9 protein-coding genes are annotated in these 13,852 nt (G+C 67.1%); 4 read left to right on the forward strand and 5 right to left on the reverse strand.

The window, feature by feature from the left end; genetic code table 11:
- From C6361_RS12770 to C6361_RS12780, 3 genes are read left to right on the forward strand one after another with little or no spacing between them, the layout of a single operon-like run.
- A complete protein-coding gene (locus C6361_RS12770) occupies positions 1 to 1,491 on the forward strand; it encodes an AAA family ATPase (RefSeq protein WP_107267870.1) in 1,491 nt (496 codons plus the stop codon).
- A gap of 26 nt (positions 1,492 to 1,517) precedes the next feature.
- The gene (locus C6361_RS12775) at positions 1,518 to 3,674 is read left to right on the forward strand and encodes a site-specific DNA-methyltransferase (protein ID WP_107267871.1); all 2,157 of its coding nucleotides are present in this window, start codon (positions 1,518 to 1,520) and stop codon (positions 3,672 to 3,674) included.
- Complete coding sequence (locus C6361_RS12780; RefSeq protein WP_107267872.1) at positions 3,671 to 6,268, forward strand: DEAD/DEAH box helicase; 2,598 nt, start codon at positions 3,671 to 3,673, stop codon at positions 6,266 to 6,268. Before C6361_RS12775 ends, C6361_RS12780 begins: the two co-directional genes overlap by 4 nt.
- Before the next feature lie 254 nt (positions 6,269 to 6,522).
- Here the strand turns inward: C6361_RS12780 and C6361_RS12785 are convergent, their stop codons facing one another.
- From C6361_RS12785 to C6361_RS12800, 4 genes are all read right to left on the reverse strand, one after another.
- Complete coding sequence (locus tag C6361_RS12785) at positions 6,523 to 7,998, reverse strand: tyrosine-type recombinase/integrase (protein WP_107267873.1); 1,476 nt, start codon at positions 7,996 to 7,998, stop codon at positions 6,523 to 6,525.
- Positions 7,995 to 8,426 (reverse strand): hypothetical protein, encoded by a 432-nt coding sequence (locus C6361_RS12790; protein WP_107267874.1) that lies wholly within the window; start codon positions 8,424 to 8,426, stop codon positions 7,995 to 7,997. Before C6361_RS12790 ends, C6361_RS12785 begins: the two co-directional genes overlap by 4 nt.
- A complete protein-coding gene (locus tag C6361_RS12795) occupies positions 8,401 to 9,333 on the reverse strand; it encodes a DUF2637 domain-containing protein (protein WP_107267875.1) in 933 nt (310 codons plus the stop codon). The genes C6361_RS12790 and C6361_RS12795 overlap by 26 nt, the downstream gene beginning before the upstream one ends.
- 393 nt (positions 9,334 to 9,726) lie before the next feature.
- Positions 9,727 to 10,611 carry a replication-relaxation family protein gene (locus tag C6361_RS12800; RefSeq protein WP_107267876.1) on the reverse strand — a complete coding sequence of 295 codons (885 nt, stop codon included), beginning with the start codon at positions 10,609 to 10,611 and terminating at the stop codon, positions 9,727 to 9,729.
- Between the two features lie 1,129 nt (positions 10,612 to 11,740).
- Between C6361_RS12800 and C6361_RS12805 the strand changes: the two genes are divergently transcribed.
- Positions 11,741 to 12,397, forward strand: coding sequence for an HAD family hydrolase (locus C6361_RS12805; RefSeq protein ID WP_107267877.1), 657 nt, complete (start codon positions 11,741 to 11,743; stop codon positions 12,395 to 12,397).
- Here the strand turns inward: C6361_RS12805 and C6361_RS12810 are convergent.
- Positions 12,394 to 13,728 carry an XRE family transcriptional regulator gene (locus C6361_RS12810; protein ID WP_107267878.1) on the reverse strand — a complete coding sequence of 445 codons (1,335 nt, stop codon included), beginning with the start codon at positions 13,726 to 13,728 and terminating at the stop codon, positions 12,394 to 12,396. The genes C6361_RS12805 and C6361_RS12810 overlap by 4 nt on opposite strands.
- Between the last annotated feature and the right edge of the window lie 124 nt (positions 13,729 to 13,852).

Below are 13,852 nucleotides of genomic sequence, written 5' to 3' on the forward strand. Positions count from 1 at the left end.
GTGACCATCGTCTTCACCCCGCCAAACGCTGTCGCCACGAGCGCTTACCACCACTCACGGGCCGCCGCCGAGAACGAAGCCGCCGCCAAGATCGCCAAAGGCCAGCTGCTCGACGCGCTCAACGGCTCGTCCGACATCACGACGATCCTGCTCAAGGCGGCCGCCGGGGCCGGCAAGTCGTACGTCCTCAAGCAACTCGTTCAGGACGCAACCGTCCAGCCGCAGTGCCTGCGGGTCGCCGTCACGGCGTTCCAGAACCGCCAGTTGTGGCCGCTCGCCGAGTCGCTCGGCACCGCCATCGGCAAAGACAAGGTCTACCTCTGGTCGTCGAAGGGCCGCTTCAACGACGTTCCCGACTCGGTGAAGGCGGCCGCCACCGTCGTCGACTCCGGCAACGCCATCCCGACCGACGCTCCCGTCGTGATCGCCACGTCGCACATGTTCGGCGAGATCGGGCCGCGCAAGATCGTCAGAGACCACTTCACCCCGTCGTTTCACGGCGACTACCGGTTCGACGTCCTATTCGTCGACGAAGCCTGGCAGCTGGCCAGCCATCGGTTCGACAAGCTGAACTACGTCGCCCCGATCCGCGTCGGCGTCGGCGACGTCGGGCAGCTGCCCCCGATCGAGATCGGCGAGAACCCCTGGCGAGGCGACTCCGGGTACAACCCGTACCGCGCATGGCCGAACAACCACTCTTCTGACGAGCACGCGTGGGCCACCGAACTGCCCGCCGTATGGCGCCCGACGGGAGAGCAGCTCGGGCTGTGGCGCGCCTTCTACCCCGAGTGGCGCTCCCTCAACTGCGTCGCCGCGCCCGGCGACCGGTCGATCAAGCTCGGCAAACTGACCGGCGTCGCGAAGGACGTGTGGGAGAGCGTCGCCTCTGGCGTCCCGACGCTGTTGGAAGTCGACGGGCTGCCGCCCGCCGAAGCACCGGACGTCGACTTCCCCCTCGTCCAGTTCGTCGAGCAACTTCTCGACGAACTGTTCTCCGCCCGATTCTCCCTCGCCGCCGCCGAGTACAACGGCGACGGCACACCGAGCGGGAAGACGATCACTACCGAACCCGGGGACGAGCCAGCCGATCCGCTCGTCGCCGTGCTCGCCACCCGCAACGCCACGGTGGACGACGCCGCCGACGCTGTCGAGCGGCTGCGCAAACGGCACGGTCTCACCGAAGCTGACCTGCTCACCTCCACCGTCGACTCGTGGCAAGGGCAGACCAATGGCATCACGGTCGCGGTCCATCCCCTCACCGGGGCCTCGAAACTCGACGAGTTCAACTCGTCGTTCGGTCGTCTGGCCGTCACGTGCACCCGCGCCACCCACGGGCTACTGATCGTCTCGCGTGTCGGGCTGGACCGTATGCTGCAGGAGGCGCCGGCCATGCCTGGCACTCCGTTCGGAGAGCCGGGCAACCGCACGCTGCCGCGGCAAACCCACCAACGTATCCTCGCCACGTTTGCCCGGGGCACCTACACCCTCTGATCCCTGACCTGAAAGCCTCGACTGACATGTCTCGCCTCTCCGAACTCCTGCGCCAAGTCGCGCTGAGGGACACGCGTCTCGCCGCAGACCTCAAGCGCGAGACGGATGCCCTCGCCGAACGGCGCTCCTTCGGCCTGAACTTCGAGCGGCATGTCCCCGAGGCCGTTGAACTGCCCGGTAGGCCGGTGCGCAAGAACGACAAGGTGCGGATTCTCCCGCCCCGCGGCGAGATGCCCACGGCCAAGAACGAGATCCTGTGGCGTGTCGCCGTCCTAGACCGGAAAGCCGGTACAGCGTCGCTCACCCGATCGGTGGTTAAAGGGGGCGAAGCCCGTCTCGAAGGCACTGAGGCCGCGATCGATGATCTCGTCGTCGTCGCCGAGTTCCGCGACCCGATCTACCCGGGTCTCGTGTCCACCGGCAAGGTCGGACGCGGCGGGCCGGACAAGCCTTACCACGCGGTGATCAACGCCGAGAACTACCACGCCCTCCAAGCGCTGCTGTTCACCCACCGCGGCAAGGTCGACGCCATCTACATCGACCCGCCGTACAACACCGGAGACAAGGACTGGAAGTACAACAACGACTACGTAGAGGGAGACGACCTCTATCGGCACTCGAAGTGGCTGGCGTTCATGGAACGGCGGCTGCTCCTGGCGCGCGAGTTGCTGAATCCTGATGACTCCGTGCTGATCGTCACGATTGACGAGAAAGAGTACTTGCGGTTGGGGCTGCTGCTAGCGCAGGTGTTTCCTGAAGGGGATATCCAGATGGTGAGCGCCGTCACAAACCGGGCCGGGACGCCGCGGGCGGGGCGATTCTCTAGGGTTGACGAATACCTCTTCTACGTGTTCATCGGCAGCGGGCGCGTGGTGCCGTGGACAGCGACGATGCTAGGCGATAACGAGATTTCTACTACCATGCCAACCGTCTGGTTTACCGCGATTAGGCGGGGCAGTGGCTCCGCCAGGGAGGACAAGAAGGCGGGTAAGGCGAGTTTCTATCCGGTCGTCATTGACGCAGTCACGGGTACGTTCATCCGCGTTGGTGACCCCCTTCCGCTTGGCATGCCTCGGTCCGACTTTCCCCTAGCCCCAGGCGAGACTGCTATCTGGCCACTGGCTAGCGATGGTCGCGAGAACCGGTGGCGGTTTTCGGCCGAGCAGATGCGGCGCCGCTTCGCGGAGGGCACGGTGCGCCTCGGACGCCGCGACCCTGTATCCGGCTTGCGCCCAGTCACCTACCTGCAGCCCGGGACGATCGCGAATATCGAGAATGGAACCTTCGTCGTTACCGGCAAGACGCCTGAGGGTGCGCTCGAACTTGCCTTGGGCGACGTAGCCAAACGGGTTGTGCCAAGGACCGTTTGGAGCAGATCCGGCCATTTCGCGCGTGATCATGGTTCTCACATGATCTCGGCCCTCCTTCCGGGTCGTCGCTTCCCATTTCCAAAGGCGCTCTACGCAGTTGAGGACGCCCTACGTTTCGTAGTGGCTGACAAGCGAGACGCTGTTGTCGTCGACTTCTTCGCCGGGTCCGGCACGACGGCTCACGCCGTCATGCGGCTCAACAAGCAAGACGGCGGGCGCCGGCACACCATCAGCGTCACCAATAACGAGGTGAGCGCGGAGGAGCAGAAGGAACTACAGGCCAAAGCCCTTCGACCTGGTGATGCCGAGTGGGAGAGGTCGGGTATCTGCGAATACGTGACGAAGCCACGCATCCGTTCTGCCATCACGGGGATCACGCCGGAGGGAAGGCCAATCAAGGGCGAGTACAAGATTACGGACGAGTTCCCGATGGCCGACGGCTTCGCCGAGAGCGTCGAGTTCTTTACGTTGACGTACGAGGCGCCCCTGCGGGTGTCCACGAACCGCGAGTTCGGGAAGATTGCTCCCTTCCTGTGGCTGAGGGCAGGCTCACGAGGGAGGCGGATCGACGAAATCTCGACTGGATGGGACGTGGCGGAGGCGTACGGCGTGATCGCTGACCTTGATCAGTCGGAGCAGTTCCTGAAGGCGATGGACGAAGCACCGAGCGTCGGCCACGCATTCATCGTCACCGACGAGGACCGGCTCTTTGAAGCGATGGTGCGCCGGCTTCCCGAGCACGTCGAGCCGGTTCGCTTGTACGAGGCGTACTTGCGCAATTTCGAGATCGAAGCGGGGCGGGCCGCGCGATGAAATTCACCCTCAAGCCGTACCAAGCCGACGCCGTCGCGGCGATGCTCAGCTCGCTGGAGCGGGCGAAGAACGTGTACGAGCGCGAGAACGTTCCGACGTCCGTGTCCCTGTCCGCGACGACCGGTGCTGGCAAAACCGTGATGGCCGCCGCGGTGATCGAAGCTCTGTTCTATGGCAACGAGACGTTCGATTTCGAGGCCGACCCGGGCGCCGTCGTCATCTGGTTCTCCTACAGCCCGGACCTGAACGAGCAGTCGCGGTTCCGGTTGATGGAGGCGTCCGACAAGATCGAGTCGTCCGATCTCGTCGTCATCGAACCGCCGTTCGCCAAGCCGCGGCTCGACCCGGGCAAGGTGTACTTCCTCAACACCGGCAAGCTGACGAAGAACTCGCTGCTCACCCGCGGTCACGTCGAGGTGGAGGAGGGTGAAGTTCTTCCCGGTCTGCATGACGCAGCCCAGCCGGACATGCAGGGGTGGACGATCTGGGAGACGATCGCCAACACGATCAGCGACCCGGACATGACCGTGTACATGATCCTTGACGAGGCGCACCGTGGGTTCCGCGCCGACCGCAGTGCGTCCGACAAACCGACCACCGTACGCAAGCTCGTCAACGGCCACTCCGGCTACCCACCGATCCCGATCGTCTGGGGCATCTCGGCGACGATCGAGCAATTCCGTAACGCGATGACTGAAGCGGACTCGTCCGACGCGCGCCGGGCGCTGCCGCCGATCGAGGTGGACGGGTTCCAAGTGCAGGAGTCCGGCCTCGTCAAAGACACGGTCGTCTTGGAGATCCCCGCCGAGGCTCAAGCGATCGACCTCGTCCTCGTGCGCCGAGCGGCGAAGAAGTTCCGCGAGGCGAGCGAGCGGTGGGAGAGGTACTGCACCGACCAGGGTCTGCCGGACATAGTTCGGCCGCTGCTGGTCCTGCAAGCGCCGGCCACGCCGGACCACGACAAGATCGGCGAGGCGATCGACGTCATCTTCGACGAGTTCCCGACACTGCCAGCCGGGTGTATCCGGCACGTGTTCGGCGAGCACACTCCCCAGCGGTTCGGTGCGCACGACGTCGACTGGGTCGAGCCCCAGACGGTCGAGGACAAGACGCATATTCGGATCCTGATCGCCAAGGACGCCATCTCGACCGGGTGGGACTGCCCGCGGGCCGAGGTGCTCGTGTCCTTCCGCCCGGCGCGCGAGCACACGCACATCACACAGTTGCTCGGCCGGATGGTACGCAACCCGCTCGCCCGCCGCGTGCCCGGCGATGAGGTGCTCAACTCGGTCGACTGCATCCTGCCGTTCTTCGACCGGACGATGGCCGGCAACGTCGTGAAGTACCTGACCGGCAAGATCGACGGAGTCCCGGACGGATCGGGCCGAAAGGCGATCATCGAAGAGTGCAAGCTGCTGCCGAACGCTTCGGTGGACTTCGTCTGGCCCGTGTGGGATTCGATCCCTACGATGACCGTCCCGCAGCGGGGTGCTGCCCCGGTGAAGCGGCTCGCCTCGCTCGCCCACGCGCTGGCCACCGACGGTGTGCGTCCCGGGGCGGTGAAGGAAGTCGCCGGGCTAATCCACGCGGCGCTCGATGGGGCGAACGTCGAGTTTGCGTCCAAGGTGAAGGCATCGATGGCGGAGGTGCTCGCTGTTCGGCTGCAGCAAATTTCCGGCCGACTCGGTAAAGGCAACATCGCGTACGCGGACATCTTCGAACAGGCCGACGAGCGGGCGATCCGAGCCGCGTTCCAGGACGCCCGCAAGGCGTTCGGCTCGGACATCGCGTCGATGTATGTGGACCACCTGGTGGGCGAAGACGGCGAGGACGACGACCTGCGCGACGCGTTCATCCGAGCCGCAGCGCTGGCGACCGTCCCGGAGATCCGCGAACGGATCGACGCGCGGGCGAACGAGATCGCGAACACGTTGTTCGCCGAGCACCGCGTGGACATCAAGAGCCTGCGTGACGACCGGCAATCCGAGTACGAGGACATCCGGGCGCTGGCGGTCGAGCCGCAAGTGACGTCGCTCGGGCGGCCGAAGACACGGATCGAGGACTACGTCGAGGTGGACGAAAAGACCGGGCAGTTGGCGCGGGCGCCGTTGGCGCCCAAGCACCTGATGTCCGACGAGCACGGGCAGGTGCCGATAACGAAGCTGAACGACTGGGAGCGCGAAGTGGTCTTCGCCGAGCTGAAGCGATCTGTCGCGTGGTACCGCAACCCGCCGCGTCAGGCGACGGACTCGCTTGGGATCGCGTACCGAGACGGCAGCGGCGACTGGCATTCGATGCACCCGGACTTCATCTTCTTCAGCGAAGTGAACGGCAAGGTCGTCCCGTCGATCGTCGACCCGCACGGTCACCACCTGGGCGACTCGACGGAGAAGCTGCAAGGGCTCGCGAAGTTCGCCGAGGACCACGGTGCGTCGTTCCACCGGATCGAAGCGCTGAGCAGAGTCAGCGGCAACATGCGCGTGCTCGACCTGACGAAGCCCGCCGTTCGCGAGGCGATCTACGCCGGAGGCAAGACGCCGATCGATTTCTACGAGTCCCCCATCGCCGACGACTACGACGGACCGGGCTTGTGACGGCGAGTTGACCTGGGAGGAAGCCGGCGTGCCCAAGCCCGGCCTTGCACGACTTGACGGCGCGGCCCTGGCCGGCGCGTCGTGGCAGCGCTGCCGGACCGGCGACCTGCACAACCTGGCTGACGAAGATGCCCAAGTCGGCGTAGTTGAGGATCGTCACCGTGGTACGCACGAGCGCGCCGCACACTGTGACGCCGCCCTTCGAGAGAGCCTGGAGAATCTGGATGATGAGCACATGCACGGGTCGTACCGGTCTACGCCGGCCTTGTCGTCGAGCCACCCCGTCGCGGGACGACTGACGCCGTTGCTTCAGCGGCGGCGTGAGATAGCTCGGGTAGGACATCGCCGTAAAACTTGGCGGTGAAGTGTGGGCTGGAGTGGCGGAGCCGGTTGGAGATGATCTTCATCTGGACGCCTGCGGCGAGGCCCATGATAGCGGCGCCGTGGCGGAGGTCGTGGAGCCGGATGGGTGGTAGCCCGGCCCGAGTGGCAAGGTGGTGGAAGTGGTCGGTGACGTCGGCCGGGTGGAGTCGATTACCGCTGGGCGTGGTGAACACGAGACCGGTAGCGGTCCAGGCGGCACCGGCGGCGAGGCGTTCGCGGTGCTGCCGGGCACGGTGGGCGCGTAGGACGGCGACGGTTTCGGTGTCGAGGGCGACGGCGGCTTCGCTGTCGGTGGTTTTGGGTGTGTCGATGGCGGTGGCCCAGCCGTGTTGGACGAGTTGCCAACGGACGGTGAGGGTGGCTGCGTCGAGGTCGAGGTCGTCCCAGTGCAGTCCGCAGGCTTCGCCTCGGCGTAGGCCGGTGAAGGTGATGAGGTGGTAGAGGGCGTAGAGCCGGTCGTTGGCGTCGTGGGTGTGGTCGAGGAATCGTCCGGTTTGTTCGGGAGTCAAGATCATGACGGGGCTGGGAATTTTGCCAGTGTCGCGCCAGGTCTTGACGCGCTGGTCGGTCCAGATGGTCGGCCTCGGTGGGCGGGCCGGGGGTAGTTCGACCATGAGGGCGGCGTTGGTGTCGATGAGCCGGTGGCGGCGCATCGCGTCGTTGAGGGCCTTGCGCAGCGTGGCGTGGATGCGGTGCTGAGTCGCCGGGCCGACGAGGCGCTGACCCTTGACCTGGTCTCGCTTGGCCTGGTCTCGACTGGCGCGAAGAGTGCCGATGGTGATGTTGCGTTCGCCGATGGCGTCGTACAGGGCGTCGATGTGGCCGGGGCGCAACCGGTCGATGCGCAGGTGCCCGAGGTACGGGATCAGGTACAGCCGAACATGGCCTTCGTAGGAACGCAGGGTGCCCTTCTTGATGTTCTTGCGTCCGGCAAGCCAGTCGGCCAGGTACTCCCCCACGGTGGGCAGTTCGGTCGGGGTGATGTCCAGGTGCAGCGCCCGGCGGATCTGGTCCGGCGTGGGTATGGGTGCGCCGGTCTTGGCGGCGGTTTCGATGAGGTCGCCGGTCTTGACGGTGGCGTGTGGGTCGGTGGGGTCGGGGACGGCGAGCGCGGCGCGGATGTGGTCCAGGACCGCGTCGGCGTCTACCTGGGTCGGGTACGGGCCGTGACGCAGCGGCCGACGGCTCCCGTCAGCCCGGGCGGGGACCTCGATCTGCCAGTGCCACTGGCCGTGGCTGCGGGACCAGCCACCGCCGGGCCGGCGAAGCTGGGGGCAGGAACGCCCCAGTCGCCGGCCCGACGTGGTGTCGCGGCAACCGCAGCGTTTGAAGGTGGATCCCTTCACTCATCGTCTCCTTGGTGCTCGACGCGGTGCCGCCAGCGGTGGCGGGCGGAGTCCGCTGGTGGCCTGGTCGTTGCATCCACGCTCGCCTCGCCGACGGGATCAAGTCGCCGATCGTCGGCGGCCAGGGCGGGGCTTTCGAGCAGCAGGAGCTGGAGCAGGCCGGCGACCGGGACGATGATGCGGGTGCCGGCCCGGATCAGTGGTATGGGGAAGGTGTCAGTGGCGGCGAGCCGGTACGCCTGGGATCGACTGATCCCAAGTACGGAGGCGGCGGTCGCGAGAGTGGTGGTCACGCCCAGGGCACGGAGGCGTTCCTCGGTCCACACCTCCGCAGCAGTAGACGCGGGTCCGGCGGCGGGGATGGTGGACGTGGCGGTGTTTGCCGTGGCGCGGTAAGGCTGCTCAGTTGGGTTTACGCGGGTGCTCATGATCGAGATGCTCCTGATCGTCTTGGGATGTTTCGGCCTCGCCGGATCGATGGCTGTCGTCCGTTTCGGGTAGATCGGTGGTGCCGGTCGCACGGTCGAGTGGGCTGGTGCCCGCCGACCACTGATCGGCTTTCCGCAGCGTCCCTGCCGGTAAAGTTCGGCTGCGCTTGGACCCAGTCGCTGGCAGGGACGACTCGGCTTTGAGGGTCTTGAGGAGATCGGAAGCCCGGGTGTTGGAGACGGTGTGCCCGCCGGACCGGAGAGCATCGGCGAGCGCTGCCCGGGTGAGCGGCTCCCCGTCCGCGGCGAGCCGGTCCCGGACGTGTCGTGCTGCAGGCAGCAGTCCGTCCGCGTCCGGTGAACGATGCGTGGACCACTCGCGATGTTTTGTGTTGCGGCGGCGGGTCCGTCCGTCCCGTCGATGGCTGGCGCCGGACGAGCGGACGGTCCGAGCGGTGGACCGCTCCCCCACCGGTCTGGCGGGCGGGGCTGTGTCGATCGGTCCGCAGGACGGCTCAACTTCTGAGGTCCGGTCCGGCTGGTGTGGTGCGGACGGGGTTGTGTTGGTCTGGGTCGCCGTGCCGGCGTAGCCGAGGGCGACCTTGACCATGACGAGGAACCCAAGCGCCGGCACAGCCGCGGCGATCCAGCCGATCGGCGAGGGCTCAGCCTCGACGACCTGCGCCGCGAGCGACAGTGTGACCGCACAGCCCAGTACGACCGCTGGGAATCTGGTCGAGACACGGGCGCGTTTGCGGCGGCGCAGTTCGAGTCCGGCTGCGATGGACATCAGTTCCAGGACGATGGCGTCCGCCCAGGCGAGCCATCCTGGTTGACCGTGTGCTGCGGCGACGTTGTGGACGTGGGTGAAGCTCGCCGCACCGGCGGCCCCGCCGATCGCGAGCATGATCAGAACCTGGACGGCTCCCTCAGCCCGGTCCGTCCGCCGGGGACCGTCCGCATCTTTCTGCGGCGTAGTCGTAGCGAATCACCTCCTCCGTCCGGGCCGCAGCGGCGTCGGCACCAAGGGGTGCCGAGATGGTCCGCATTGGGACGGGGATCATTTCCATACCTCTCAATCTGGTGATCACCGGGACGGTCGCGCATAGACGCGGGTACCGCCCGGGCGAAGACGCGGGACGATAACTCGGGAAGGGTGGTGTTGGAAGGGATCCGGATCTGTCACGGGACTGTCCGCGCTGGCAAGTCTCGCCGTGACAGCCGGGTGACAGATCCCCTCTCTTGCTGTCAGCGGAGCCCGCAAGGTATAGGCCGCCTCTTGGTAATCGGCCGGCACTGCTCATGCCGCCTCCGACAATTCGTGTCGCAGGTCGACGACGTACACGGCGAGGTCAACCAGCCGGTACCGCTGGCCGTCTCCGTGCGCGATGGCCCAGACTGCGTCAGCCGGAGAAAGCCCGGCCGAGGCGGCGTGATCGCGGGCGCCGGTGGCGATCGGCAGCGGCGGCGCCTCGGCGAGCAGACGTCGCAGGTTGCGTTCCCGGGCGGCGGAGTGCAACCAGCACAGCACCGGCCATGCCCGCCTGATCGTGGCGAACAGTTTCTGGTACCCGATCAGCTTGCCGAGCAGGACCGACAGCTGCTCACCGCCCGAGTCGTACTCGACGAAGATCGGCACCTCGGTGCCGTCCTCGGCCCACAGGCCGTATCCGTCCGGTCGTATTCGGGGTTGGTAGGCGCGCATCAGCCCTGGATCCTCGGGGCTGGTGAAGGCTCCGGCTCGGTCGCACGCCGACTCCGGCAACCAGCGGTGCAGCTCCGCTCCCGGATGGGTACGGGCGTAACCGGCCAGGTCAGTGAAGAAGCCGTTGATCCCGAGCCGGTGAGCCAGGCTGCGGCTGGAGGTCCAGCGCCGCCGCTCGACACGGGCGTGATCGCGCCGTGGTGGCCGCTCGTCGCGGGCTGCGGCGACAACCTCGGCGCCGAGCTGGTCGATGACGTAGTGGTACGGGTACGAGCCGCCGTCGGCGCGTTGGGGCCGGAACCGGGCTACGAGCCGTAGCCGGTGCAGCGTGCGCAGCCGGCGTTGGCAGAAGTCCAACGAGGGGAACAGGGCGTGGGCGATCTGGAACGAGGTCAGCACTCCGTGGTCGTACAACCAGCTCAGCAGCACCTGGTCGCGGTTGGTTAGCTGGGACTGGACGCGAAGGACGGGGTCATCCACCGGATCTCACCTCCGCGTCGGTCCTCATGAAGCGGGTCCCTGGGGAGAGACCCGAGACCATGCAGGGTCTCTCGCAGGACAAGCAGCAGGCGCTGACAGACGCCGTGACCTGCGGTGTGAGCGATAGTCGGGGGTCAGTTCGGGGGTCCGGCTGAAGACTGACCCCAACCCGGACGTCAACACGGACGCCCGGACCGAGGTCAAGCCGGAATCTGTCACCGCCATCGGCCGTAGGCCGAAGCGGCGGAATGAAGAAGTGGGAGAACAACGCAACTCCTTGGTTGAAGGTCTGGACGGCGCCGACAGCCACGACGTCGTCGTGAGATCGCCGGCCGTACTTCCCGCACGGCCTGATCGAGGCGTGCGGCAGGTAGCCGGCACCCTGCCGGGTCACGCCCGGCAGGGCGGGCCGCGCTATCGGCGGCCGAGAAGTGTCACTGTGGAGGTGTCAACGAACAGGTAGGCCGGGATACCGGCCAGCATGAAGCGGATAAGGGCAGCAGCGGTCAGCACGACCGCGAGCAGCACAGTCGCGCAGACGAAGATGGACAGCAATGGACAGGGCGGTTGACGGTCGCACCGGTGCCCGAATTCGTCACAGCCCGTGACAGGAGACTCCTACAGCCGCGCAACATCGCGGCGGCAGGGTAGGGCTTCGGTTCAACCCGCCGGGAGAAGATCCTTCATCTCAGCCCTCCTGTAGCTCGCTCGACACCCGTCGCCGACCTGCTCGCACGGACTCAGCACGAAAGCAAGCGCTCCCACGGAGCGCCCACCCATCGACCTCTGAAGCCCGGCGATCAAGGCCGTCGCACGGGGAACGTCCATCCAGTACCTCTCGGCCGAGCTTCCTTGTCAAGGCCATTCAGCTGCTGCGATACAGCTCACGAGCCTCGTCGGCAACGTTGATCGTGCAGGGCCGCATCGATCCGTCCGGGCGAGTACGCGATGGTCCGACGGCGGTGCCCAGAATCCGGGGAAACCAGATGTGCCAACTATTCCGCGATGCTCCGTCCGCTTGTCCTTCCGTCGTCGCGGGACGCCCGGCCATCTCGTCTGCGAACCGGTAACCTTCGCGCACCCCAGACCCCCGTAGATCACTCTGCGTGTCCAGGGGCACAATCGAGATGTGATCGCGAGCGTGTTCTTCGATGTGGGCGAGACGATCGTCGACGAGTCCCGGGAGTACGGGACCTGGGCGGACTGGCTCGGTGTACCGCGCCACACCTTCTCCGCTGTCTTCGGGGCGGTGATCGCTCGGGGCCTCGACTACCGGGAGACGTTCCAGGTGTTCCGGCCAGGGTTCGACCTGGCCGTGGAGCGGGAGCGCCGCACGGCGGCGGGACAGCCGGAGTCGTTCACCGAGGAGGACCTGTACCCGGATGCCCGACCCTGCCTCGCCGCGCTGGGCGAGTCGGGGCTGCGCGTCGGCCTGGCCGGCAACCAGACCGCACGAGCGGAGACGATCCTGCGTGCCCTGGGCCTGCCGGTCGACGTCATCGGCACCTCGGACGGGTGGGGTGTGGAGAAGCCGTCCGCTGCGTTCTTCGAACGGGTGGTGGCCGAGGCGGGCTGCCCGGCGGGTCAGGTGCTCTACGTCGGCGACCGGTTGGACAACGACATCCGACCGGCGCAGGAGGCGGGGATCGCGACCGCCCTGGTCCGTCGCGGCCCGTGGGGGTACATCCTCGACGACAGGGCGGTCAGCGACCGCTGCCTGTTCCAGCTCGACTCGCTGGCCGAGCTGCCCGACCTCGTTCGCAAGCACAATGAGTCGGCCGGCTAACTACCCGGAAGAGCCGCTCGACCGACGGTGAGAGCGGCGATGCGTTCGTCAAGCTGAGCACCGTGTCGGCTGTCGCCGAGTAGTGGCCGGACGGCGCGGACCCGGTCGAGCCCGGTGCCGTACCAGTCGATGTGCAGGGCGTCGACAGCCTGGTTGAGGTAGTCGGCGGCCCGGTCGCCATCACTGCCGTTAGCGGTGGCGAGGTCGGCAAGGACGACGCTGCGCTGCTTCGCGCTGGTGCCGGTGAGCCCGACGAGCGCCTGGTCGAGTTGGCCGGCGGCTTCGCGGTGGTCGCCGCTGGCGAGAGCGGCGTAGCCGGCGAAGGAGTGCAGGCGGCCGTTGTCGTAGAAGTCGAGCCATTCGGGCGGGGTGGAGTCGCCGTCGATCGCCCCTGCCGCCAGATCGATGTGACGACGGCTCGCGGCTGCCGCTCCGACCCGCGCCTCCACCTCCGAGGCGACGCAGTGCAGCCAGGAGCGGACCATGGGGCTGACACCGTGCCAGGTGTGTTGAATGGCTGCGTCGATCAGCGGGCGAGCGCTGGCTGGGTCGTGACCGAAGGCGGGAATGAAGGCGGTGTGGCCGAGAACAGCCACAGCCAGGGCGTGGTCGCCGGCCTCGCGGGTGGCGGCGAGGGCGACGTCGTAGCAGCGTTCGGCGATGGCGGGTTGGCTCAGATCGAAGAAGGCGAGCCGGGCGGTGAGCAGAGCGGATTCCGCGAGGGCGCTGGCGAGGCTGGCGCGGCTGGTGCCGGTGGCGGCGCGTAGGAGCCCGATGCCGAGCTGGGTGTGGGCGTAGGCGGCCTCGTAGAGCGGCCGGGCCGGGCTGGTCCAGTACAGCTCCCGCTGGCAGCGCACGATCTGCCGGTACGCGTCCGGGTCGACAGTCTTGCCGTCGGCGTGCGCGGCGTCGGGGTCGAGGGACAGCAGTGGCGCGACCAGGGGCAGCATGCTGGCGCCGACGAGCGCGCGTAGTACGGACGCGCGATCCCAACCGTTGCCGTTGTCGTCTCCGGTGAGCATGTCCCACAACCTCCTGAACTCGTGCAGTGTTTCCGCCTCCGGGCGTACGGCCAGCTCGTCGGGAGTGAGCAGGCCGAGGTCGCTCGCTGGCTTGCCGAGGATCGCGACGAGGTGTTTGCGGTAGCGCGGGTCCGGCCACCGCTCGCCGATCTCCCAGCGTCGGACAGTGTTGGCGTTCAGCCCAGTATCGGTCTCGCCGGCGCGGCTCATCTCACTACGGATTCGTTCAGTGATCTCCTCGTACGACCACCCGCGTTGGAGTCTCTCCCACGCGAGCCGCCGGTTCGGGGGATAGCGCCGCTCCGCCATCGGACACCTCCGGGCATCGCCAATCGACGTAGATCACGCTAGCCAGTCCGGCTACGGGTCGTCACTACCTGGTTGCGATTGGACGGGCAGTGGACGGTACCGGCCATTGGCCCAAGACGGTTCG

Origin of the sequence: Plantactinospora sp. BC1, from assembly GCF_003030345.1 — a bacterium.
In the GTDB taxonomy this organism is placed as follows: Bacteria; Actinomycetota; Actinomycetes; order Mycobacteriales; family Micromonosporaceae; genus Plantactinospora.

Excerpts from the sequence above, each read along its gene's own strand:
- C6361_RS12780 (WP_107267872.1), top strand. The coding sequence starts at position 3,671 with ATGAAATTCACCCTCAAGCCGTACCAAGCCGACGCCGTCGCGGCGATG.
- C6361_RS12810 (WP_107267878.1), bottom strand. The coding sequence starts at position 13,728 with ATGGCGGAGCGGCGCTATCCCCCGAACCGGCGGCTCGCGTGGGAGAGA.
- C6361_RS12775 (WP_107267871.1), top strand. The coding sequence starts at position 1,518 with ATGTCTCGCCTCTCCGAACTCCTGCGCCAAGTCGCGCTGAGGGACACG.
- C6361_RS12795 (WP_107267875.1), bottom strand. The coding sequence starts at position 9,333 with ATGCTCGCGATCGGCGGGGCCGCCGGTGCGGCGAGCTTCACCCACGTC.
- C6361_RS12790 (WP_107267874.1), bottom strand. The coding sequence starts at position 8,426 with ATGAGCACCCGCGTAAACCCAACTGAGCAGCCTTACCGCGCCACGGCA.